This window comes from Bartonella grahamii ATCC 700132, from assembly GCF_000518085.1.
Taxonomy (GTDB): Bacteria; Pseudomonadota; Alphaproteobacteria; order Rhizobiales; family Rhizobiaceae; genus Bartonella; species Bartonella grahamii.
Genome location: NZ_JACX01000011.1, coordinates 1 through 22935 on the forward strand (window position 1 = coordinate 1; position 22935 = coordinate 22935).

Consider the following 22935-nt stretch of genomic DNA (forward strand, 5'->3'; position numbering starts at 1 on the left):
GCTGATAAAGCAGCATCTAGCGCGGAGGAAAAAGCTGCTAGTGTTGTGGAGCACCAAGGGATTATTTTAGAGAATCAGCAGGCTTTATTTAAAGATTATGATTTAGATAAGCTTTTGCATAAGATACGAATGGTGCTTGAGCATAACAATCTAAAAAATGTTAACAAGCAGTTTCACGGGCTTTTTGATCAAAAAGCCTCTTCTGTTTATTCTTGTTCTTTTGAAAAGTCCGCTGTGGATGAAAAATCTCAGACTGTAAAAGAAGAGATGGAGCAGGAGCATAGTACAGGTGATCAGACAAAGGTTGCTGCTGTGGAAGCTAAGGTGGAGAGCTATGATCATGAAAACAGTCAACATTTTAACAAAGTGCATGAAGTAAGTGCTCCAATTGAAGCACATCAGAGTGACAATCTTTCTTCTTCTAAAGCTTTGTATAAGGAAGGGTATGATTTTATTCGTTCTGCCAACTATGTTGATGCTGAAAAAAGCTTTTGCGCTTTTCAAAATCGTTACAAAAAAGATTCTTTGAGTGATGATGCTTTATTTTGGTTGGCTGAATCTTTGTTGGGACAAAAACGCTATCATGAAGCAGCGCAAGTTTATCTTACCGCATGGTATGCAGATAAAAAGAAGCTCTATACCTCCGAGATTTTGCTGAAATTAGCAAGAAGTATGATCGCTCTTGAGCCAAATAAAGACGATTGTGCTCATTTTTTGAAAAAATCAAAACATCAAAAAACATTAGAGTCTATTTTTTGTAAACCTGCAAAATAAATAGCGAGGTTGTTTTCAGTGTGCGTTAGACTGGCAAGAAATCTCTTTAAAACATCGGATTTTATTCAGTGTCAGAAGTTGATTCTTGCCGTCTCAGGGGGAAGTGATTCTTTGGCTTTGATGTTTTTGGTCAAAGAGCATTTGGAAACTCTCTCAGTTCCTCCAGAAATGATTGTTGTCACGGTTGATCATCAATTGCGTAAAGAATCAACGCGTGAAGTAGAAACTGTTGCGAAAATTTGTCGAGTCCATCACATTAAACATATTGCTGTGCGGTGGGAAGGTGAAAAACCAAAGACGCATATTGCTTCCAGTGCTCGTGTTGCACGCTATGATCTCTTGGTTAAAGAAGCACAAAAACAAGGCGCATCAGTTATTATGACGGGCCATACACTCAATGATCAGGTTGAAACCTATCAAATGCGGTATCAACGTCTCCAAAAGAATAGAGGTGCGTTGCACGGTGAAGTTGGTGCCATGCGTGATGAGGTTTATTCCAGTGGTTTTGCCGGTGTTTTGCGCGGTGAAGCCGATGGTATACGTGATGAGAATCATGCCAGAGAAATAAGAAAAAAGATTACCAAAAAAAACGATAGTCCCCTATATGAGCGTGGTTTATCCTGTATTCCGCGTGAGGCGTTGTTGCATAGAAAAGTGCGTTTGATTCGGCCGCTCCTTGGTGTAAAACGCCAAACATTACGGAATTATTTACGCTTACAAGGACAAACATGGATTGATGATCCAACCAATGAAGATCGCAATTTTGAACGTGTGCGCGTGCGTCAGTCTCTTCATCCTGAAAAATTGGCTTATATTGCTCAAAAAATAAATGAAGCCGCATTGCAGCGTCGTCAACAAGCGAAAAATATTGCTGATTTGATCTTAGCGCTGGATATTACTGTTCAACATGGGCGTTGTTTCATAGCAAAGCCTGCGCTATTTTTACAGAAACATTCCAGTTTTCCTTTTGTGGTGGGGCTCTTTGCGGTACTGATGGGAGGGGGATTTTATTTACTTCCCAATCAAAAATTAAGCATGCTTGTTCAAAAACTCTGTCTCGATTCTGTAGAAAAGAAGCGTTTTACTTATGCGGGATCTGTTATTGAATATAACAAGCACGGAATTTCTTTGTGGCGTGAAGGGCGGAATATGAAAGAGGCTATTGTTGAGCCAGATAAAACTTTTATATGGGATGGGCGCTATCAGATCACAAATCATGGATCTAAGGCTATAAAGATTGGAGCCGCAAATTTAGAACAGCTGAAATTTTTATTGAAAAATAGCGATTTTGAGCTTGAAAAGCCTCATTTTCCCTCTTTACAATCGCTGCTGATGATCTCAAATCACAAAGGGTATGATATTCCAGAGTTGATTTCTCGAGCAGTTGTTCATAAACACGTTATCATCAAGCGGATTATGGCACCTTTCGATTGGCTTTCCTCACGAGAAGATGCTGCCTTGGTAAATGTTCTGGAACCTTTTTTTAATATTGAGGTGAAAAGATAAAGAAAAATTATGCTAAAAGAAAATAAACAGCTTCTCATCCCTTGGCAAGGGGCTGACAAGGTTATATGTTAAGGGGAACTGTTTAAAATCTATATTTGATTAAGTGGGCTGAATATGAATTCCAATTACCGCTCTCTCCTCATTTGGGGAGTTATTGCCTTGATTTTGATTGTGTCGTTTTCTCTCTTTAATGGAGATAGTCAGCGTTCTGGTGGTGGAGAAGTCTCCTATTCTGAATTTTTGCAAAAAGTTGAGAATAATGAGTTGAAATCTGTGACCATTCAAGGTCAAAAATTAACAGGACAAACCATTGAACATAGAGCTATTTCAACCTATGCTCCTCGCGATCCAGGTTTGATACAAAAATTGGAAAGCAAAAACGTTAATGTTAAAGCTATTCCTGAAAGCTCTGGAAATAGCATTTTCCTCAATCTTCTCTTTTCCTTATTGCCTGTTATTATTATCGTGGGGGCGTGGGTCTTTTTTATGCGGCAAATGCAAAATGGATCACGCGGTGCAATGGGATTTGGGAAATCAAAAGCGAGATTGCTTAATGAAGCGCAAGGACGTGTTACCTTTAAAGATGTTGCTGGCGTTGAAGAAGCAAAGCAAGATCTTCAAGAAATTGTTGAATTTTTACGTGAACCACAAAAATTTCAACGCTTAGGGGGGCGTATTCCGCGCGGTGTTTTGCTTGTTGGTCCTCCAGGAACCGGTAAAACTTTGCTAGCACGTTCTGTGGCAGGTGAAGCCAATGTGCCATTCTTTACCATTTCAGGGTCTGATTTCGTTGAAATGTTTGTTGGTGTTGGGGCGAGCCGTGTGCGCGATATGTTCGAACAGGCTAAAAAAAATGCACCTTGTATTATCTTTATCGATGAAATCGATGCTGTTGGACGTCATCGGGGGGCTGGACTTGGTGGTGGAAACGATGAACGTGAACAGACCTTAAATCAGTTGCTTGTCGAAATGGATGGGTTTGAGCCCAATGAAAGTATTATTCTTATTGCTGCAACAAACCGTCCCGATGTGCTTGATCCCGCTTTATTAAGACCAGGGCGTTTCGACCGACAAGTTGTTGTGCCAAACCCTGATGTTTCTGGGCGTGAACAAATCTTGAAAGTGCATGTGCGCAACGTGCCTTTAGCGCCTAACGTTGACTTAAAAATTTTGGCAAGGGGAACACCAGGATTTTCCGGTGCAGACCTGATGAATTTGGTCAATGAAGCTGCTCTTATGGCTGCGAGCCGTAATAAAAGAGTTGTCACGATGCAAGAATTCGAAGATGCCAAAGATAAGGTGATGATGGGGGCTGAACGGCGTTCAACCGCTATGACACAAGAGGAAAAAGAACTCACTGCTTATCACGAAGCAGGACATGCTATTGTGGCTCTTAATGTGCCGGTTGCTGATCCTGTCCACAAAGCAACAATCGTTCCAAGGGGAAGAGCATTGGGAATGGTGATGCAATTGCCTGAAGGTGATCGCTATTCTATGAGTTATCGGTGGATGATTTCTCGTTTAGCCATTATGATGGGTGGACGTGTGGCTGAAGAATTAAAGTTTGGAAAGGAAAATATCACATCCGGTGCTTCTTCTGATATTGAGCAAGCAACTAAATTAGCACGCGCAATGATCACACGGTGGGGATTTTCTGATCTGCTTGGAAATGTAGCTTATGGCGATAACCAAGATGAAGTCTTTTTGGGTCATTCTGTTGCGCGAACACAAAATGTCTCTGAAGAAACAGCGCGCATGATTGATATGGAAGTGCGTAAGCTTATTGATGATGCCTATAAAAATGCGACTAACATTTTGAAGACAAAAAGAAAAGAATGGTTTGCTTTGGCACAAGGTTTGTTGGAATATGAGACTTTAACGGGAGCTGAAATTAACGAAGTTATTGCAGGAAAGCCTCCTTCACGCACACAGAAAGATGAGAATGCTGCGCCACGGGGATCTTCTGTTCCAAAAACTGGAAAAATGAAGACAGAGACAACAGTGGAAGATGAAAAAAACGTTAAAACAGCGCCTCATAAAGCAGAGATCGATAAACTAGAGGCAGACAAAGCAGAGGAAGCTGTTGGGAAAAAAACAGCAAAATCCGGTAATGTTGAGCTTAAGGAGGCTCCGTCTAAAGAACGGCAGTCGGGTGAGACTGAGAAAAAAGCACAAAGCACAAAAGGTACCGCAAAATCAGTCAACCGCTCTAAAAGTAATTCTGAAAAGAAGTCCAATACTGCGGGAGATGATAAAGAAAAATAAGAACTGTTTATAATGCTTGAGTAACGATGTTTTAGGAAAACTTCTAAATTCTTTGAGAAAGGCGCAAGCAAAGCTTGCGCCTTTAATGTAATATTTGCAAAAATATGGAAGCAAAAAATTAAGCAAAGCCGTTGTATAATAACAGCTTTAGCAGGTTACAAGGCGAGGTGGTATTGTCCTTTACGGATTTGGCAAGGTGTGAGGCTAGGCGATAGATTTCCTTGCGGATTTGATAAGGTTTGAGGTTTGGTGCTGGGTTTCTTTACGGATTTGGCAACAGTGTGAGATGATCCTTTGGTTATGTTCAAGGGAACTATGAAGCATTTTTAGGCGATAATATTGCTTGTATGTGTGAGGGTGTGAACATAATTGGTTGAGAGTGGTTTAGATGTGTAGATGGTGGATAGGGTTCTTGATTGTCTAAATGCATGAAGGTTTAGATCAATGATCTGATTTTATATGGGGAGGGGGACTATTGTACCAAGGAGGCTTGTTAGGGTTTAAAAAAAAAGCCAAGGGAAGAATTATATATTAAAGGAAAGAGGCATGGTGCAAAAATATTTTGGTACAGATGGAATTCGGGGGAAAGCCAATTCATTTCCTATGACACCCGATTTTGCCATGAAAGTTGGAATGGCTGTAGGGGTTTTATTCCGCTCACAACATCAATCACGTCGTGTGGTGATTGGCAAGGATACACGATTATCTGGCTATATGTTGGAAAACGCTTTGGTTTCAGGATTGACTGCTGCGGGGATGGAAGCTTTTTTATTGGGTCCAGTGCCAACACCTGCTGTTGCAATGCTTTGCCGCTCTTTGCGAGCGGATCTTGGGGTGATGATTTCTGCTTCTCATAATCCGTTCTATGATAATGGAATTAAACTTTTTGGTCCTGATGGTTTTAAACTTTCAGATGATATGGAAGCGAAAATTGAACAATTGATCGATACAGATCTTTCAAAATCTTTAGCAAGTTCTGCTGAAATTGGTTATGCAAAACGGGTTGAGGGGGATATTTATCGTTATATTGAATATGCCAAACGGACCTTGCCGCGTGATGTTCGCTTAGATGCTTTGCGTATTGTTGTGGATTGTGCCAATGGGGCTGCTTATAAAGCTGCTCCCCGTGCTTTATGGGAATTGGGGGCTGAGGTTTTTGCTATTCATGATGAGCCCAATGGTACCAATATTAATCAAAAATGTGGATCAACCGATTTAAGCTCTTTAAAACGAAAAGTGCATGAAGTGCGTGCTGATGTGGGGATTGCTCTTGATGGAGATGGAGATCGTGTTCTCATTGTTGATGAAAAAGCACAAACGGTTGATGGAGATCAGTTGATTGCTGTAATTGCTGAAAATTGGCATAAAATGGGACGATTACGGTGCAATGGTGTTGTCACAACGATTATGTCAAATCTTGGACTGGAGCGTTTCTTGAACAGTAAAGGGTTGCACCTTGTAAGGACAAATGTTGGAGATCGTTATGTTGTCGATGCCATGCGCCAAAAGGGATATAATGTTGGTGGTGAGGCTTCTGGGCATATCGTGCTTAGTGATTTTGGTACAACGGGTGATGGCTTGGTGGCTGCATTGCAGATTTTAGCCTGTATGAAGGAAAGTCAAAGCCCTATGAGCCAATTGTGTAAACGGTTTGAACCTGTACCGCAAATTTTAAAAAATGTAACGATTAAAAATAAAAATGTACTGAAAAAAAATCCAGTCAAAGCGGCCATTGATCAAGCAGAGAAGCGGTTGGGAAAAGAGGCACGGCTGGTGATCCGCGCTTCTGGAACTGAGCCGCTTATCCGCCTTATGGCTGAAGGCGATGCACGAGAAGTATTGGACACGGTTGTGACAGAGTTGATGGATGTTATTATTCATCATGATGTACGCATGGGTACTGCACTTGAGGAATCTTGAATTTTTTGAGAAAATTATCAGATCATCTTTGATAAAGGTCTTATTGTAATGCGGGATGTTGGCAATTACAAAAGGTATGGTAGCTATGTTAGTGATGTAATAACGGTAATGGATACTCTATCTACTAATAAATTAAATAAAAAAGAGAAAAATAGAGTTCTCATAACTATAATGCGTAGAGTGTTCTATAGTTTGTAAGATATTAAAACCATGCCTTTTTTTGATTTTCCTTTTTCTTTTGCTTATTCGTAAACTGGTTATTATTTTAACAGAGTTTATAGCAGGGGAGAGTTTTATTAGTGTTATTCATTCTTTTTACTGGATATACAGCGGGGGCAGATCCTTATGAACATCAAACAGCAATGGGTCATTGGTTATATCGTCGTTATGTTTCTAAGTGCAGCTGCCAATTGGGGATATGATGCGCTCCTACTACGTTTAGCTCCCCTAATTATAAACTTATACTTTTCCGATAATGAGTAGAATAATTAGAAAGAGATGAGAATGAGCAATTTTTTCACGACAGTTCTAATGTTTATAAAGTAAAAAAACGTGTGGTATAAAAATTATGAACATTTTTTGTATCTTGTAGTGTTACACGCTATATTAATTTATGATTTTAGGATTTAAACCTAAAAGGATTGAAGCTTTTTATAATACTGGCACGACTAAAGGGGTTAGAACCGCCCATGCTCAAAAATTGAAGCGTATTCTAGGTGTCTTTGAAGTTGCTATATCGCCAAATGATTTAAGTTTTTCGTCTTTTTGATTACATTTGCTAAAAGGTGATCTCAAGAATTATTGGTCAATTACTGTAAATGAAAATTGTCGTGTAATAGTTCGCTTTGATAGCATAGATGTCGAAATGGTTGATTATCTGGATTATCATCAAAAAGGAGATCTAAACAATGATGAAGAATCCTTCACTTCCCGGTGAATTATTGCGTGAAGATGTGATCAAAGAGCTTGGTTTATCCGTTAATGAAGCAGCAGAGTGGCTTGGTATTCTCGTGTAGCTCTTTCTAGAGTTTTAAATGGAAAAGCCGCTATGAGTGCTAATCTTGCTATTAGGCTTGAAATGTCTGATGTAAGCACAGCACGTGCTTGGCTCGCTATGCAAACAAGTTATGATCTATCAAAAAAAATCCTTAACAACAGTCTCATGATAAAGATTGCATAAAAGAGTTTCAAACGGCGGTTAAGTTTTTGCAACAGAGACATGTGGAAGAGCAAAATAATGCGATAGCGCGTACAAAATCAAAAGATGTGAACACGGTAAGATAAGGAATAAAATCTTGTTTCTGTAGTCTGTTTGGCTATAATAAATATAAGCAAAGGAGGGTTTTATATGTTGAGTGAAGAGGAAATTAAGCGACGTCGCTTTGCTGCTAAAAATGCATTAGCAAGTCAACGTTTAGAGGGATTAGAGCCAGATCCGCTGGTTGTTGCTCAAGTAGAGCGTTATATTATAGGTGAGCTTGAAATAAGTGATATCATCAAAGATTATATGGAGCGGGTAAAACGTGGGGAAGTATAAGGGGAGCGGTGATCCTTATACTGATCCTGAAACTGGTGTGATGTATAATCGGTTTGGTATTAAAGACAAAGCCACACTGCAGCGTGTAGAATCTACGATTTCTTATGTAAAATCTTTCGAATTTGTACATACTCCTATTCGTGGTGAGTTTGATCTGGGTTACATGAAAGAGATCCATAGAAGACTGTTTGGTGACATATATGAATGGGCGGGACAAGTTCGTTTAGTGGATATTGCCAAAGGCAATAGTATGTTTGCTAGTTATAATCAGATTGAAAGTTATGCACCGAAGATTACACAAAAGCTTGCAAAAGAACAGTATTTGTGTGGTCTTGGCGCTTATGACTTTAGCCAAAGGGCTGGGTATTACATGGGTGAGTTGAATGCATTACATCCGTTTCGAGAGGGGAATGGGCGTACTCAGCGTGAATTTATGGTGCAACTTGCTCGTGAAGCTGGTTATCATATCAACTGGAAGGGTATTGAGCGACAAGAAATGACACGTGCGTCAATTGAAGCACATTTTGGTAATTCAGAATATCTGTCTGCACTCATCTATAAGAACCTTACCAAGTTTACAGAAAATAAAAGGGATGATGTTTCTCAAGGTATTGGCAAAAATATTGCTTTTGGCGTTGATCTTAATGAAGAGTGCTTGGAACAACAAAAAGAGAAGATTGAAACTCCTTGGGATAGAGAAAAGACAAGTTTTGCTAAACGTCAAAAAGAAGAACTTGAACAATTACAAAATGATTTGAATGTTGTTGCAAAAGCAACAGAAAAAGCGCCATACCTTGCTGCTTATATGGATAACTCTAATCTAGAACAGAAGGTGCTAAGCGCTCTTAGAAATGAAAAATCTTACATTGATATGTTTAAAAAATTAAACAATCATTTAGCATTTATTTATAGAGATCCACAAGAGGCTGCCCTTAGGATTGAACAAACAATTTTAGCAGGTAAAGGCGATAAATTGCCTGATATTTTGGAAAGGGAACCTGATAGAGCGGGTGAACTGCGTGGGTCGGATCGTTTTATTGATAAATTGAAGGCTATAGGAAAAGAACGAAAAGCAGCACTTTATCATGTTCCTCTCGCTATTTCTACTATGAGAGAGCTTCAATCCTTTTATAAGAATTCTTATGAGACACATATAAATAGGCTTACACGGGAGCGTGAGCGATTGAAAGTTGAAGTACCCTCGCTTTCACAAGAAGCAGTGACTTTTATGAAAAATGTTGAAGCTGGTTGTGATAGTTATTTAAAGATACCAGAGCAGGTTAGTGAAGAATTTTTAAAGCTGCAAAGTGCTTTAGATAAACGTTTTGGACAGGATGCCATTCATAAATATGGTTTTGATTTATCAAAAGTGATCTCCAAAGAACAGTCTTATAATAAAGAACGCATAAAAGAGTTTCAAATGGTTGTTAAATTTTTGCAACAGAGACAACAGGAGAAAATCAACGCAATAGCGCGTGCAAGATCAAGAGATGTGATACGGTGAGGGCAAGGATAAAGCCTTATGCTGTATAAGCCCTATTAAGCCATACGGTAAAAGAGAGGTAATCAAAGGAGGTGTTTAATATGGGTGTGACAAAAGATGTTATACGTGCCTGCATAGATAGGCGTTAAAAAAGAAGCCGGTGAAATATTAGCAAATTTAGGACTTACGGTGTCTGATTTCATCCGTATTGTTTTGATAAAAGTTGTTTATGAAAAGGGATTGCCATTTAATATGTATATTCCTCATGCGGAAACGCTTAAAACTTTTGAGAAAAGTGATAAGGGTTAAGAGATATGTATTGCTAAAGATAGGTAAGATTTATTTCGTCATTTGGATATTTGATATTTCTGATCATTCACTTCAAATTAGCTTTTAATTTACATCATTATCGTTATGGGTGTTTCCGTATATTGAATGATGTATGCAAACCGTGATTAAAACGGCAGCTTATTGAATTTCTGCAAAAAAAGAAGGCGTATCGCTTGAAGAATTATTTGATATTGTTTCTTTTATTGCTACTCATCCAGATGCTGGTGATCTTGTGGAAGGTACGAGAGGGAAGCTAAGGAACGTCAGGTTTTAAAGCATAAGGGGTAAAAGAGGGAGATATAGGGTTATAGCCTTTTTTGGGTGGTCAAAATATTCCGGTGTTGATCGAAGATGTGTACAGTCAATCATCTTGAGGCAATTTGGCAAAATCAGAGAGGAATGCGTGGAAGAAAAATTTAACTGCGCTTCTCGATGAATATCGAAAAAAATAATAATGGATAAGGCAAATAAAGCAGGACCTCGTATATTAAAAGGTGTTTGTGAAGCTTTTGTCTGAAGCTAAAGGTGAAACTGATACTAAATTTGTATCGATATTCCTGCAAATGTTGATATCAAAAAAAATCAGAAAAGATATTGGGTTATAGATATCATTTTCGGCACGTTGTGGTTTTTCTGTGGGGCGCATTCGTGATTGGGAATGGAGGTGATATTTTTACTTCTTTTTGCTTTTTGCTTTCGATTATTGAAAATGAATCTGAAGCTATGGTGGTAATTTAGCACGCGATGATATCCGCGGCTTATAATCGTGTTTTTAAGAAAGCTCTATTGGTATAAAAGGGGGGTGAGGGTTGCGTTTTTTAAAAAGCATCACGGCGTTTGAAAGGATCGTAATAGATTTCTGTTACACGAAATTTTCCTTCGAGGCGTTTACATTGGATGATGACATCTATCATCGAGATTAATAAGCCGCGGATATCATCGCGTGCTAAATTACCACCACCGTCACTTTCTTTGACTAAAAGGGTCATTTGTTCGAAGGCTGCAAGTGCTGTTGAGGCATGGACGGTGGTAATGGAGCCTGGGTGACCAGAGTTGACATTACGGATATAGTAAAAGGCTGTACCATCACGCAGCTCTTGTAGAAGGATTCTGTCGGGGCGCATGCGTAAGCCAGATTCAAGTAGTTCTTTTGCGCCTGCTTTTGCTAAGCCCTGGTTATCTTTTGAATAAAAGAGTTGGACTTTGTTTGAATGGGGAACGACAAGTTCTGGCGTGTCCTCAATGGTGAGAATTCGTTCATATTCAGGGATTTTTGCAATTAAAGCTTTGGAGAGGGTTGTTTTCCCGGAACCGGTTTTGCCCGATATTAAGATATTTTGTTGTGTAATAACGGCTCTTTCTAAAAAGGTGCAAAAATCTTTAGCGATAAAGAGATCTGTTAACTCTTTGTCTGTATCAGAGAGTTCGGATAACCGTTCAGTCATTTGTTGTGTGGGTGTGAAACTGGTGTTTTGGGCGACAGAAAACAGATTGTTTTCATGTAAACTTTCAAGAGAAAAAGTGCGTGATGAAGGTTTACGAATGGTCATGCTAATGGTATTGGCTGCAACAGCTGGAGGCATAACAATTTGTATGCGTTCGTTGTTTGGCAGTGTTGCGGAGAGAACGGGATTTTCTACACTGATTTTTTGTGTTGTGTAGGCAGCAACAACTTTTGCAATTCCTTCTAGTTCGCCGTAGGTTAGTTCTTTTAAGATGTGGGTTTGCCAACCATCTGGACCCTCAACAATTACTTCGCCGGGGCGATTGATAACAATTTCAAATAAATTCTCATCATTGAGGAAGTCATCTAAGATCTTTAATTTTGTTAAAACGATAGAGGCGCGTTCTGCATTTTTTGCTGATGGCATAATGTGACTTTATTGGCTTAATGAAAAAAGGAATAGCTGGGAGTAGAGCGGTTTCTTTTGCTCTTTACGACTAGTTTATAGACAGATGAAAAATCGAGATCTTTTGCTACGAAAATGTTGACGAGTTCGCCTTGAAATTTTTCTAAGGTAGGAGGGATATTGATTTGATTTTCAAGGGCAATACTGGCGGCCTCTTTTCCAGTGTTGTTTGCGCCTTCAAAACCGCCGCCTCCAGAGTTGTTTGAACCTTCTTTATTGGAATTGCCTACTATTTTATTTGTTAGGGCGGTTGTGGCACCATCAATAACGGTGAGTAAAAGGGAAGAGCCAAAGCGTTCCCACCAATGGGTGTTGATGTTGCCATCAAACCCGGCTCTGCCTAAACTGTCGGTTGCGGGTGAGGCAAGGTCGATAATGACACCGGTTGGGGTTTTGGCTCTTGTCCAGAGCACAAAGAGGCGAGATTGACCTTGTTTTATCCCTCCGCGGTATTCTCCAACGACTTGGGTTCCTTTATCAAGCAAAACAACGCGCCCATTGTCAGAGAGGATATCACGGTTGATGATGCAGCTTGCAAAGCCTGGTTGCTCACTGTTTAATGCGGTTTCTAAGATACAGGGAATAGAGGTTCCCATGGCGATGATAAAGTTTCTATTGCCGATGAGTTTTGCTTTTGTTTCTTCTGTTTTGGTAGGCTTTAATAGGGTCGCAAAATTTTGTGTGTCTTGAAGGGCAGGAGAATTTTGCGCATTTGCGAGATTTTCGAGGGCATGGAGTTTGTCAAAGGGGTTGAGAGTCGTGTTGACGATGTCTTTTAATTGAGATTTAGAACCTTTGGCAAAAGCGAGAACAGGGGCGCGTCTTGCGGCATCAAGTAGTGGGTCATCTTTTTTGGGTTCTTGTGCGAGTGGTTGTGGTGGTGGTAAGGTTATTGGCGCTATGTTGGCACGCGGGTCAGAGGGGGCGAGCTCTAAAGGGGCGAGGGAATTGTGAAAGCTTTTTTCTTGTTTTTTATGAGCTTTTGCGGTGTCTTTTTGTTCTGGGGGGGAGGATAAGATGTTCCAGAGCACATAGCCGCAGATTCCTATACAGGCTATTGCGACAACTATTTTTTTGCCGGCGGTTTTGGCGCTATTGTTTTTGCCATCCCCAATAGATCCACGATCTTCGATGATTGGTTTATCACTCATATGTTGTCCCCTTCAATTCCCGCTTATTTAAAGATCTGATGCAACTTTACGTTCAACAGCTGGTGAGGTTGTTCCAGTATTTGGATTTGTGCCTTTAGGTTGATAGGCTTCGTTAAAGACGCATAGGACGTTTTTTCCCTTTCTTAGGGTGAAGTGCGCGCTAATGGCATGGACAATCACCATGTTGCCTCTTGTGGTTTTGGGAACCAGCGATTCTGTACCGTCATTGTTGACGATGTAAATGGCAGGGATTTCTTGGTTGTCTGGAAATGTAAATGTTGTGGTTTTGCCATTGTCATAAACGGAGGAGGGTTCGAGCACGCTTGAGCCTTGAGCGGTGTAAGCCCAATTGCGTGGTCCGTAGGTTTCAGAAGCGTTGAAGACATTATCAATACGCTGGGCTTGTTGTTTTTCTTGTCGCATAAGGGCGGCGAGTCTTCTTTGTTCTGCTTCTTCTTGTGGGTAGCGAAATTTCACAAGGAAATATGTTTCTTGTCCAGAGGAAATTTCCCCATCTTTGACCATGAGTTCAAATTGATAGGAGCGCTTTGAGCCATCAAGCTTTGTGGTGACGACTTGGAGATTGGTAATGGGTTGGACTTCTCGGGCTTTTAGGAAAAGAATATTGCCAGCGGGAGCGACTTCCCACGCAACGCTGTTGCCAATTGCCACATGGGCAATTTCTTCATTGGGAGAAAATTCTATTTGTACCGATGAGCGTATGGAGCCAATAATTTTTGTGACATTATAAGCATCATAGTTGATAAAGCGAATGCGGCTATCGCTTGGCGCGCGGGTGGGAAAAATACTGGCATGGCTCAAGGCTATAGGAGAGAGGGTAATAGCGATGTTAAGAATGAGAAAAAGAATTTTTTTTGTCATGATCAGTTGACCACTTCCGGATCGGTTCTATATTCATTAACAATAAACCCTAGAGGATTTATCAAACGGTTTTGGACAGAGATAGGGGCATTGATATATTCAAAGGTAAGTGTTGCAACCCAGTGGGTGATGAATTCTTTGTTGTTGTCGTTGTCATGGATGGTTCTGTAGTAACGCACTTGGGCAACATCGTCATTGATAAAGGAGATTGATTTTATTGTTATTGTAACGGAGGCGTGTTTATAGAGAATTTGAGGACTTTGGGGATTTCTTGCTCCATACCAGCTGGCAAATCTTTGCTGTTCTTCAGAAGAAGAGAGGAGAGAGACGGTTTGGAAGTTGTGTTGTGTTTCTTCTGTGGTGAAGCCTTCACGGGAGCGGACATATTTTGCAGCAAAGTAGCGTGTGATTGCTTCGTCGACATTGGTGAGACCTTCTTTTAAGGCTTCCACAACTTCAACAATGCCGGTTGAATTGTCCACACGGATGACAAAAGGTTCCACGGTTTTAAGGGGCGTGAGGGTGATGACCGCGAGAGAAGACATTATTGCAACAGCAACCGCGATGCCGGCAATGGCAAGCGAGACGCGGGTGGTGCGGCGTGAGGCGAGCATGCGATCTTGATCAAACGAGCGTGCTTCGGCAATGTATTGTTCTATGTCTTTTTCTTTCATGCTTTTTGCCCGCAATTTTTGTAAGATTTGATTTCTTCATCCGTTAATTTTTGTGCCAGAAGCGTTTCCAGCTTCCCTTCTTTTAGGGTTGAAGGGGTGTTGTTACTGATGATAATGGGCGTGGGCGTGGGTTTTTTCCCTTCCCAATTCCACATTGATCTGTTGAGTGGACGTTTAGAATATCCATCACACTTTGGGAGTGACTTCAGTGTGTTTGGTGAAGACACACAGCCACTGAGAAAGAGAAACGGCAAGATTACCCCAATTTTTTTTAACATTCTTCCATTTCCTTTCATTTTATTAGGCCTAATATTGCCATTGCTTTCTGTTCCATCTTATCCATATGCTTCTGCATAGCTTTGAAAGGAGCTTTTACTGCGTCGACGCCTGCTTTCGTTGATCCTGTAAGAGCAGCTCCACCAGAAGCTAAAGCCGATGCGATTTCTGGCAATTTGTAAAAGATAAGAATACCACAACTGCTGATACCTAAAAATTGCACTAAAGCAACGATCATATCTCTAGGACTATCTGAAAGGAGTTTTGTTGCAAGATCGACATATAAACCACCGATTATGACTATTAATACCTGAAGTATGATGAAATTTACTGTTTGATTTAACCATGCTTCTGTAAATCTTCTGGTTGAGGAAAACATATAGAGACTTATGAAGAGTGGACCTACTGATAGGACAAGAAACAAACCAATTTTAGCATATACTGAGACGAAAAAACCGACACCACAAAAGAGAGCAGAAACTCCTAAGCAGAAAAGACCAGCAAGCCAATAGACAGCAAATGTAAATGTATGTTCTCTGTTGGCAGCATCAAAAACGTGTCCAGCAGCAGTTTGTATCATATTATCCCATACATTTTTATCTGAATGTGCTCCTTGGGTGACATTTGCAACGGCATTCGGCAGATCGTTGAAGAATATATCCCTAACCCAAGTATTATAATGGGTGGCGTTTGTGGCAAGTGCAACAATAATGCCAAGTTTGAAAACTGTTGCTATAAACTCCCATAAGGGCATGGAAGAACGCCCATAGATGATATTGTACCCTATAAATATAATATAGATTGTACAAGACGCTTTAAGCGGAGTAGATAAAGATGATGAGAGATTTCTAATGGTGTCATCCATTACCTTTGTGAGGGGCTCGATCAACCCGTTGTCTATCATGGTAAATATATCATACGCTGCCATTGTTTTTCTCCGCTTCTTATCATACGGGTTCGCGTTCCATACAAAGTCGAATTTTTATGCTTTAATTACTGTCTTCTTTCTTTTCAGATTGTTCTTTCATTTTTTGTTTATCGTCATTTTTACGATATTTATTTAGATAGTTATCAAAATTTTCTTGACGTACTTCTTCTATTGCTTTGTCTAAATTTTTACAATTTTGTGAATCTCCTGTCCATCCACACTTACGTCTCCATTCATCGCGTAAATTTTTATCTTTTTTAAATTCTGCAACACTATAGGTTTTTTCACAACCAGCCGTGATGAGCCCAGCGCAAAGCAGCAATGTTGTTATGAGAACTTTATTCATCGATATTTCCCCTTCATTTTTTCAGTTTTACAAGGTTTGAGCACAATCTTTAAATTATGCTTGTGTTATCGGTTGTTTCACAACCAGTGATGATAAATCTAGGGCACAGACATATTGTTGCCATAAATATATTATAAAGAGCGTGAAATGCTTTAAGTTGAGCAGCTAAAGCGCAATAGTGATGTGTAATGACGTCATTCATTGTCTTTGTAATGGGCTCCATCAACATATTGTCTATTTTAGTGAATATGCCTTTGCTTTCTACTGCCATTGAGATGCTCCGCTCTTCATTATGTCTTAATGGTTATTTTGTTGTTCTTCTGCCGCGCGCTCTTTTGCTCTTCGTTCTTCTTCAGCGCGTGTTTCCGCTCTTTGTTTTTCGAGTATTTTTTGAGTCTCAGCTCTCATTTTTTCACGATCAGCTTTTTGTTTCGCCATAAATTCTTCATATCTTTTGCGATTTTCTTCTGCAATTTTACGACTTCTTTCTGCTTCTTTTGCTTCATATTCTTTCTGAAGTTCTAAAAATGCTAACCGCATGTTTTCACAATTTTTTGAAGTTCCTGCAAATCCACATTTCGCATCCCACTCGAAGCGTAAATTTTTATCTTTTTTAAATTCTGCGACGCTATAGGTTTTTTCACATCCAGCTGTGATGAGCCCTGTGCAAAGTAGCAATGTTGTTATGAGAACTTTATTCATAGTATTTCCCCTTCTTTCTTTCAGTTTTACAAGTTTTGAGCACAATCTTTAAATTATGCTTGTGTTATCGGTTTTTATAACCAGTGATGATAAATCTAGGGCACAGACATAATGTTGCCATAAATCTATTGTATAGTCTGTAAGGTTCTTTAAGTTGAGCAGCTAAAGCGCAGTAGTGATGTGTAATGGCGCTATCCATTGTTTTTGTAATGGGCTCCATCAACATATTGTCGATATAAGAAAATATGCCTTTGCTTTCTACTGCCATTGAGATGCTCCGCTCTTCATTATGTCTTAATTATTATTCTGTTGTTCTTCTGCCGCCCGTTCTTTTGCTCTTCGTTCTTCTTCCGCGCGCTCTTTTGCTTTTTGTTCAGCTAATTTTTTTTGAGTATTAGCTTCCATTTTTTCAAGATCAGCTTTTTGTTTCGCCATAAATTCTTCATATCTTTTGCGATCGTTCTCTTCCGCTTGACGCTCTCTTTCTGCTGCTTGTGCCTCATATTCTTTTTCAAGTTCTAAAAATGCTAACCGCATGTTTTCACAATTTTTTGAAGTTCCTGCAAATCCACATCTAGCATCCCACTCGAAGCGTAAATTTTTATCTTTTTTAAATTCTGCGACGCTATAGGTTTTTTCACATCCAGCCGTGATAATTCCAGTGCAAAGTAGCAATGTTGTTACGAGAACTTTATTCATGATTAATGATTGTCCTGTTGTTGTTGTTTAGCTTTAGCGCGCTCTTCTGCTTCTCTTTCGGCTTGTTCTTTTGCTTTTTCTTCAGCTTCTTTTTTTTCTATTTCAGCTTGCCTTTTTTCAAAATCAATTTTCCATTTTTCATGTCTAGCTCGCATTTCGGCTCGATATTCTTCCATCGCTTTACGCATGTTTTCGTTGTGCTCCCTAATTCTCTCTTCAGCTTTTGCTTCATATTCCTTTTGAAGTTCAAGTTGTGCTAATCTTAGGTTTTCACAATTTTTTGAAGTTCCTGCGAATCCACATTTAGCATTCCACTCTCCCATCAAATTTTTATCTTTTTTAAATTCTGCGACGCTATAGGTTTTTTCGCAACCAGCCGTGATGAGCCCTGTGCAAAGCAGCAATGTTGTTATGAGAACTTTATTCATTATTTATTGTCCTGTTTCTTTTCAGATTCTTGTTTATCGTCATTTGTCGAGCCAGTTCTCCCCCATCCCCATGTTGGAAGACTCTCACGATAAGCTTGCTCTGCGTTTTTACAATTTTGCGAATCGAGATCCCCTGATGTCATACATTTCATTTTCCATTTTTCGTATAATTTGTGATCTTTCTTAAATTCTTCTACGCTGTGGGTTTTTTCACAACCAGCCGTGATCAGCCCTGTGCAAAGTAGCAATGTTGTTATGATGATCTTGTTCATGTTCAAGCCCCTCTTTCTCCCGTTTATTGACCACGCAGTTTTTTGGCATAATCTGCATATCGCGCTGCAAATTCTTCGTAAGCTCGTTGTTCGGCAGCTTTGTATTCCGCTTGTTGAATCATCGCGGCGGCTTGCATTTGGAGTATTTTTGTTTGGAGGTCTGCTTGTACCGCTGCTAATTTTGCTTGAATGCCTTGAATTTTACCCGCATCTTTAGTGCTTCCAAGTTCATCGAGAAGCTTGGTAATGTTTTTTTGTGTTTCACTGGCTTCTTCGTAGACGTCTTGGCCTTTTGCTGCTTGTCCTACTACGCGCTGTTCGGCTTTTTTCACTTCCTGTGCGTAAAAAGCATCTACTGCTTCTTTTGATCCTGCTCCGCCTGAGGGCTCTTTGTATTTAAGTTCTTCTTGCCATTTTTGCGTGTTTTTGCTGCCGCCACCGCCGCCGCCGCCACCGCCGCCGCTGCCCATCGATTGTTGAAAGTGGTTAAAGTCAGAAGGGAGGGCGCCACTGCTCCCTTGCTTGTTAAACATGTCTTTCAATCCCGAGATGTCAGGCTTGACATTCAAGGAGTTATATAATTGTTTCGCTTGATCGAGTTGGCTCTTTAATTGCTCAAGCTGTTGTGCACCTTGTTGAATTTGTTCTTGCAATTTGCCAAGCTGTTGTGTGCCTTGCTGGACTTGTTTCATTATTTGTCCAACAGCCGCGGGATCATATACCATGATAGCAAAGGCATTTGTTTGAAAGCCAAATGAAGCTGCACAAAGGGCTGTTGCCAATAAAAGTTTTTTCATTGTTTTGATCTTTCTTGAAAAATAGGAAGCCATTTTTCTGGAGATTGTCCAACTTCATCCATAATGGTCTCTAGGAGTTCAATATTCTTGGTGGTGCCGCTTAAAATGGCTATTTCATCATCAAAGCCGCGTAAATTCAGTTCTGCTACAACAGAACTTTGCCCTTGTTTGATGAGAAAACGCCGTGACTCACGGCTTAATTCTGATTGTATCAGGTTAAATTCTCTGTCCGATAATTTAAAACCTTCTACATAATCCCCATGATTGCCCTTTTGATTGGGAAAATAAATCTGTGTGGGGCATTGCTCTATAATGGTGTGAGCAATGGTCGAATTGATCGCATCTTTGGGAGATTGTGTTGCAAACAACATCAAACCATTTTGTTTACGAATAGTTTTCAGCCTGTCTTGCGCAAAGGCTTTAAAGGAATCATCCTCTAAGGCTTTCCAAAACTCATCAATGACAATGATAATACGACGTCCATCAATCAGAGACAAAATTCTATGAAAAAGATACATCATTAAAGGTGGACGAATTTCATCATTGTCTAAAAAATCCGTCATGTCATAACCAATAAATTTTGCATCAATGCCAATGTCGTCATCAGGATTGTCAAAAACCCACCCTAAGGCATTGCCTTTACACCATCTTTCTAAACGACCCGATATCCCCTCCCTATGCGTGGTGTCAAAAAACATTTGTAAGGCAGAGATCGTCCGTTGTTCTTTTGGCAACAAGGCAAGCTGCTCAACAGCCGCCGTAATGTCTTGTCTTTCTGATTCACTGATCTTTTGATCTTCAGAAGAAACAAGCTTTATAATCCATTGGCGTAAAAAAACTCTATCTGCTGGATTGTTATAGTCTAAGCCTTTTAGCGGTGCTATGCCTGTCGGTTTACCATTCTTCAAGGGCATATAAGTGCCGCCACCCGCTCTGACAAAAAGTTCTGCACCCCGATCTTTGTCAAAAAAGACCATATTGGGATCATGCTTTTGAAGTTGTGCTAAAAGAAAATTGACAATAACCGTTTTCCCAGAACCAGAGGGACCACAAACAAACGTATTGCCTAAATCACCAAAGTGAAAGTTAAAATAAAACGGTGAACCAGCAGAGGTTTTCATCAAGGCTACCGCTGGTCCCCACACATTGCCATCTATTTTTCCAACCGGAAAAGAATGAAAAGGAGAAAGCGCTGCATAATTGCGGCTGGTTATCGCTCCAGAGCGGGTGCGATAAGCATAATTGCCAGGCAATTGTGCCCACCAAGCCGCCGCTAACCCTAAATCTTCCCGCGCAATCACAGCCCCACCATCTGTAAGACGAGAACGCGCTTTGGCAAGATTATCCGCTAACTCTTGCGGCGTATCAGCAAAAACTGCCAATGATAAATGATGTTCCCCTAAAACAAAACGATTGGATTCAAGATCATCAAGCGCATCATCCAGCTCCATAATTTGTGAGCCCGCACGGTCTCCTGCATTGACCATTTGGTTTTGTTTGCGCCCCATAATCTGCTTGGCAATGTTTTTGCTCTTGAAAACAAAAGATTGGGTGAAAATAAACTCAAAGGGAAGCGTGAGCAAACCATCCGCCATGCCTACCCTGGTTTTTGCTGGATATTCTTTCCAACCAAACATGCCCGCAAACCGCTGTCCTGCCTCATAGCGTATTTCTATGATCTCTTTCCCAAAAATGAGACGGTCTGAATAAACGGTCGACGCTATCGTCCCCCATGTGAGGGGGATACGTTCACGACGACCTCCCACCAATTGGTGGATAAACTCACTTTGCTGCGAATAAATATTGCCTTCATGTTCATAAAGGCTCAGTCTTTTTGCACCATAACGCTCTAAATTTTGAATAAGATCTGTTGTAATATCTTCAAGCTTGCGAATGGACTCTGCGTCAGCTTCTGTCTTTTCTTGTTTGGCTTTGCCTAAACGTTTGAAAAACTCCACTAATTTATCCGTTTGATCAACGTGTGGATTCCACAAAATCGAAAGATAAAGATCATTGCGATAAAGCTCCTGTGAAACCATCCGCTCACGATATTTATCATCTAATTGCTTGGCAAATGCCGATCTGAAAGTCCCATCCGGATAAACAGTTTCACGCTTTCTGATAATATGGCTATAAAGCGCTATCCGTTCATCCGCTATGTTTTTAAACAGATTATTGAGCTGTTCGTGAAGCACATTCAGATCAATAATATCCGCTGTCTCAAAGTTAATCCCTTCAAGTTTAATAACGGACATGAGAGCGCGTGAATCCAGCGCAATGATGTGTTTATTGACATGGCGCACGTAAGGAATGATCGCCTCTGGCTGCTTTTCACGTTTGCGCTCTGTTGTGTTCATTATAATTCCTCATAATTACGAATTAATCGTAATGGAGAAATACTTCCCCCACCCCATAGACTCGAATTTCTGGCAAAAATAGATGTCTTTTGCCATGTCAGAAGAATACGAAATTTGTTATGGTCATGCTTTAGGATTTCCTTGAATATGAAATGCAGCATCACACCAAAGGTGATAAGAAAAATATTGCCTGTCATAATGAACAACATCATCGTTCCTATCGCATTTAATCCCATAGCTTCCACCGTCACGCCTGCAATCATTGCAGGGCGTGTGCAAGCAAGAAATAACGTATCTTCTGTTAGCTTATCGTGCTCTTTCATGGCTTTGAAAGGCTAGAGTCAAGCGAATTAAGACATAAACATTGATGCGATTTGTGGTGCACCAAAAACAATGCCGATGCCAACACAAACAAAAAAAGCTTTACGCATTTCAACATAACCAGCAATCCATGCAAGCCCAATACCAGCAACCGCAATGGTTGCAATCGATTTTGCAATGTTTCCTGTTAAAGCTTTGACTAATTTATCAAGAGCAGTTTCAACTTTTCCAAAGTCACCTGCGGCAAATGCTGGTTCACTCAGTGCGATGAAGGCAATAAACAGCATCAATGCTGCTGTTAACCATTTCTTTTGTGTGTTGGATAGAGCAGTTTTTTGTAAGGTATGTTCACAACTGAACAAATTATTCATGTTTTTCATGAAAATTTCCCCGCTTTATGTTTAAGTTTATAATAATATTAATATTCAAAATATTAATCAGGAATCATGTAAATGAAAAAAATAAATTTTTCTATCGATAAATTAACAATATTTAATCTTTTATTAATTAATAAACAAAAAATATAGTAATATTCAAAATGATACTTTTAAAATGTCTTAGAGCAGCGCCTAAATATATTGTCTTAATTTATATTATTATTTTGGGAGGCTTTTATTTCAGTCAACATACTGAAAAACTTATGCAAACTTCTTTTTTTAAAGTGCCAGAAAAGACAATAGAAAACCTTGTTCAAAATCCGAAGTCACAATTGATAGATTATGCAAACCAACAAGATGCAAACCAACAAGATGTGATGTTACATCCAGAACCACTCGCATCACAATTTTATGAAGAAAATGTGCCGGTCTATTCCGGTGCTATACAGGTCACAAGTGGTGTGACCTTTAAAATGATTACGCTTGTGGATGATGGATGGAGAAAAAAGATTATCCGTGATATTCGATTATATGGTGTGGAAAGCTGTGAAATGAGGCAATTTGCCTCACGCAATGGCGTTAAGTGGCCATGTGGTGCTTTTGTTACTGCTTGGCTTGTCTCAAAAACAATCGATAAAAAGGTTACTTGTCGGCAAGCACGTGTCATTCAACAGGTTCATTATGCACAATGTTTTGTGGATGGGGTTGATCTGGCACGTTTGGGGCTTGCAGAAGGGTTAATGGTGTTAACAAAAGATCAGCATAATTTTCCATCTCCAGCAGACTATAAAACTCTGCAATCTGCTGCTCAAAAAGCACAAAATGGCTTATGGTCGAGCCAATTTCAACAACCAGAAGATTGGCGAAGAGATCACGGGAGCTATAATCCTATTGACCATTATTGATAAAGCGTCCTCTTAAGCACTATTTAAAAGTCAAGGCAATATTCCACTACGAACTTTATCAGAAAAAAGTTAATCATAATCCACACAGTTCTTGG

Annotated in this window: 26 protein-coding genes and 1 pseudogene; 10 read left to right on the top strand and 17 right to left on the bottom strand. The window is 40.0% G+C overall.

Annotated features, from left to right (window positions below; all coding sequences use genetic code 11):
- From U736_RS11555 to U736_RS12775, 9 genes and pseudogenes are all read left to right on the top strand, one after another.
- Nucleotides 1–774, top strand: a 774-nt coding sequence (locus tag U736_RS11555; RefSeq protein ID WP_026500383.1) for a tol-pal system YbgF family protein, incomplete at its 5' end; no start/stop codon positions are given.
- Nucleotides 775–792: 18 nt separating this feature from the next.
- On the top strand, nt 793–2280 hold the full coding sequence (gene tilS / locus U736_RS0105210; RefSeq protein ID WP_026500384.1) for a tRNA lysidine(34) synthetase TilS: 1488 nt from the start codon (nt 793–795) through the stop codon (nt 2278–2280).
- 114 nt (nt 2281–2394) lie between these two features.
- Entirely contained in the window at nt 2395–4545 is a 2151-nt protein-coding gene (gene ftsH, locus U736_RS0105215) for an ATP-dependent zinc metalloprotease FtsH (RefSeq protein ID WP_015856936.1), read from the top strand.
- A 546-nt stretch (nt 4546–5091) separates the two neighbouring features.
- Complete coding sequence (glmM, locus tag U736_RS0105220; RefSeq protein ID WP_015856935.1) at nt 5092–6465, top strand: phosphoglucosamine mutase; 1374 nt, start codon at nt 5092–5094, stop codon at nt 6463–6465.
- 775 nt (nt 6466–7240) lie between these two features.
- Nucleotides 7241–7402 carry a type II toxin-antitoxin system RelE/ParE family toxin gene (locus U736_RS12770; protein WP_244395821.1) on the top strand — a complete coding sequence of 54 codons (162 nt, stop codon included), beginning with the start codon at nt 7241–7243 and terminating at the stop codon, nt 7400–7402.
- Nucleotides 7374–7645: pseudogene (locus U736_RS10995) on the top strand (HigA family addiction module antitoxin). The gene U736_RS12770 and the pseudogene U736_RS10995 overlap by 29 nt, the downstream one beginning before the upstream one ends.
- A gap of 168 nt (nt 7646–7813) precedes the next feature.
- Complete coding sequence (locus tag U736_RS0105235; RefSeq protein WP_015856934.1) at nt 7814–8002, top strand: antitoxin VbhA family protein; 189 nt, start codon at nt 7814–7816, stop codon at nt 8000–8002.
- Nucleotides 7989–9506, top strand: coding sequence for a type II toxin-antitoxin system protein adenylyltransferase VbhT (gene vbhT / locus U736_RS0105240; protein ID WP_015856933.1), 1518 nt, complete (start codon nt 7989–7991; stop codon nt 9504–9506). Before U736_RS0105235 ends, vbhT begins: the two co-directional genes overlap by 14 nt.
- A 168-nt stretch (nt 9507–9674) precedes the next feature.
- Entirely contained in the window at nt 9675–9794 is a 120-nt protein-coding gene (locus tag U736_RS12775) for a type II toxin-antitoxin system RelB/DinJ family antitoxin (RefSeq protein WP_244395820.1), read from the top strand.
- Nucleotides 9795–10633: 839 nt separating this feature from the next.
- Here U736_RS12775 and virB11 read toward each other — a convergent pair.
- The 17 genes from virB11 to U736_RS0105335 form a co-directional block, all read right to left on the bottom strand.
- On the bottom strand, nt 10634–11686 hold the full coding sequence (gene virB11, locus U736_RS0105260) for a P-type DNA transfer ATPase VirB11 (RefSeq protein WP_026500385.1): 1053 nt from the start codon (nt 11684–11686) through the stop codon (nt 10634–10636).
- A 17-nt stretch (nt 11687–11703) separates the two neighbouring features.
- A complete protein-coding gene (virB10, locus tag U736_RS0105265; RefSeq protein ID WP_026500386.1) occupies nt 11704–12876 on the bottom strand; it encodes a type IV secretion system protein VirB10 in 1173 nt (390 codons plus the stop codon).
- A gap of 27 nt (nt 12877–12903) precedes the next feature.
- Nucleotides 12904–13758 (bottom strand): P-type conjugative transfer protein VirB9, encoded by an 855-nt coding sequence (gene virB9, locus U736_RS0105270; protein ID WP_026500387.1) that lies wholly within the window; start codon nt 13756–13758, stop codon nt 12904–12906.
- Between the two features lie 2 nt (nt 13759–13760).
- Nucleotides 13761–14432: a VirB8 family type IV secretion system protein gene (locus tag U736_RS0105275; protein ID WP_026500388.1), complete on the bottom strand. Its 672-nt coding sequence runs from the start codon at nt 14430–14432 to the stop codon at nt 13761–13763.
- A complete protein-coding gene (locus U736_RS0105280; protein WP_034451808.1) occupies nt 14429–14710 on the bottom strand; it encodes a type IV secretion protein VblB7 in 282 nt (93 codons plus the stop codon). Before U736_RS0105280 ends, U736_RS0105275 begins: the two co-directional genes overlap by 4 nt.
- A 14-nt stretch (nt 14711–14724) precedes the next feature.
- Nucleotides 14725–15636 carry a TrbL/VirB6 family protein gene (locus U736_RS0105285; protein WP_026500390.1) on the bottom strand — a complete coding sequence of 304 codons (912 nt, stop codon included), beginning with the start codon at nt 15634–15636 and terminating at the stop codon, nt 14725–14727.
- 61 nt (nt 15637–15697) lie between these two features.
- Nucleotides 15698–15982 (bottom strand): EexN family lipoprotein, encoded by a 285-nt coding sequence (locus U736_RS0105290; RefSeq protein WP_026500391.1) that lies wholly within the window; start codon nt 15980–15982, stop codon nt 15698–15700.
- A gap of 49 nt (nt 15983–16031) precedes the next feature.
- On the bottom strand, nt 16032–16253 hold the full coding sequence (locus tag U736_RS0105295; protein ID WP_026500392.1) for a hypothetical protein: 222 nt from the start codon (nt 16251–16253) through the stop codon (nt 16032–16034).
- Nucleotides 16254–16279: 26 nt separating this feature from the next.
- Nucleotides 16280–16684, bottom strand: coding sequence for an EexN family lipoprotein (locus tag U736_RS0105300; RefSeq protein WP_026500393.1), 405 nt, complete (start codon nt 16682–16684; stop codon nt 16280–16282).
- Between the two features lie 64 nt (nt 16685–16748).
- A complete protein-coding gene (locus U736_RS11810) occupies nt 16749–16952 on the bottom strand; it encodes a hypothetical protein (RefSeq protein ID WP_081725913.1) in 204 nt (67 codons plus the stop codon).
- Nucleotides 16953–16978: 26 nt separating this feature from the next.
- Nucleotides 16979–17383 (bottom strand): EexN family lipoprotein, encoded by a 405-nt coding sequence (locus tag U736_RS0105305; protein ID WP_026500394.1) that lies wholly within the window; start codon nt 17381–17383, stop codon nt 16979–16981.
- Nucleotides 17384–17385: 2 nt separating this feature from the next.
- Complete coding sequence (locus tag U736_RS0105310) at nt 17386–17811, bottom strand: EexN family lipoprotein (RefSeq protein ID WP_026500395.1); 426 nt, start codon at nt 17809–17811, stop codon at nt 17386–17388.
- Nucleotides 17811–18083, bottom strand: coding sequence for an EexN family lipoprotein (locus U736_RS0105315; RefSeq protein ID WP_026500396.1), 273 nt, complete (start codon nt 18081–18083; stop codon nt 17811–17813). Before U736_RS0105315 ends, U736_RS0105310 begins: the two co-directional genes overlap by 1 nt.
- Before the next feature lie 23 nt (nt 18084–18106).
- Nucleotides 18107–18880: a type IV secretion system protein gene (locus tag U736_RS0105320; RefSeq protein ID WP_026500397.1), complete on the bottom strand. Its 774-nt coding sequence runs from the start codon at nt 18878–18880 to the stop codon at nt 18107–18109.
- Nucleotides 18877–21237, bottom strand: coding sequence for a VirB4 family type IV secretion/conjugal transfer ATPase (locus U736_RS0105325; protein WP_026500398.1), 2361 nt, complete (start codon nt 21235–21237; stop codon nt 18877–18879). Before U736_RS0105325 ends, U736_RS0105320 begins: the two co-directional genes overlap by 4 nt.
- A complete protein-coding gene (locus tag U736_RS0105330) occupies nt 21237–21560 on the bottom strand; it encodes a VirB3 family type IV secretion system protein (RefSeq protein ID WP_015856920.1) in 324 nt (107 codons plus the stop codon). The genes U736_RS0105325 and U736_RS0105330 overlap by 1 nt, the downstream gene beginning before the upstream one ends.
- A gap of 27 nt (nt 21561–21587) precedes the next feature.
- On the bottom strand, nt 21588–21938 hold the full coding sequence (locus U736_RS0105335) for a TrbC/VirB2 family protein (protein ID WP_026500399.1): 351 nt from the start codon (nt 21936–21938) through the stop codon (nt 21588–21590).
- Between the two features lie 158 nt (nt 21939–22096).
- Here U736_RS0105335 and U736_RS0105340 point away from each other — a divergent pair, with 158 nt between their 5' ends.
- A complete protein-coding gene (locus U736_RS0105340; protein ID WP_015856918.1) occupies nt 22097–22840 on the top strand; it encodes a nuclease in 744 nt (247 codons plus the stop codon).
- Nucleotides 22841–22935 lie beyond the last annotated feature (95 nt).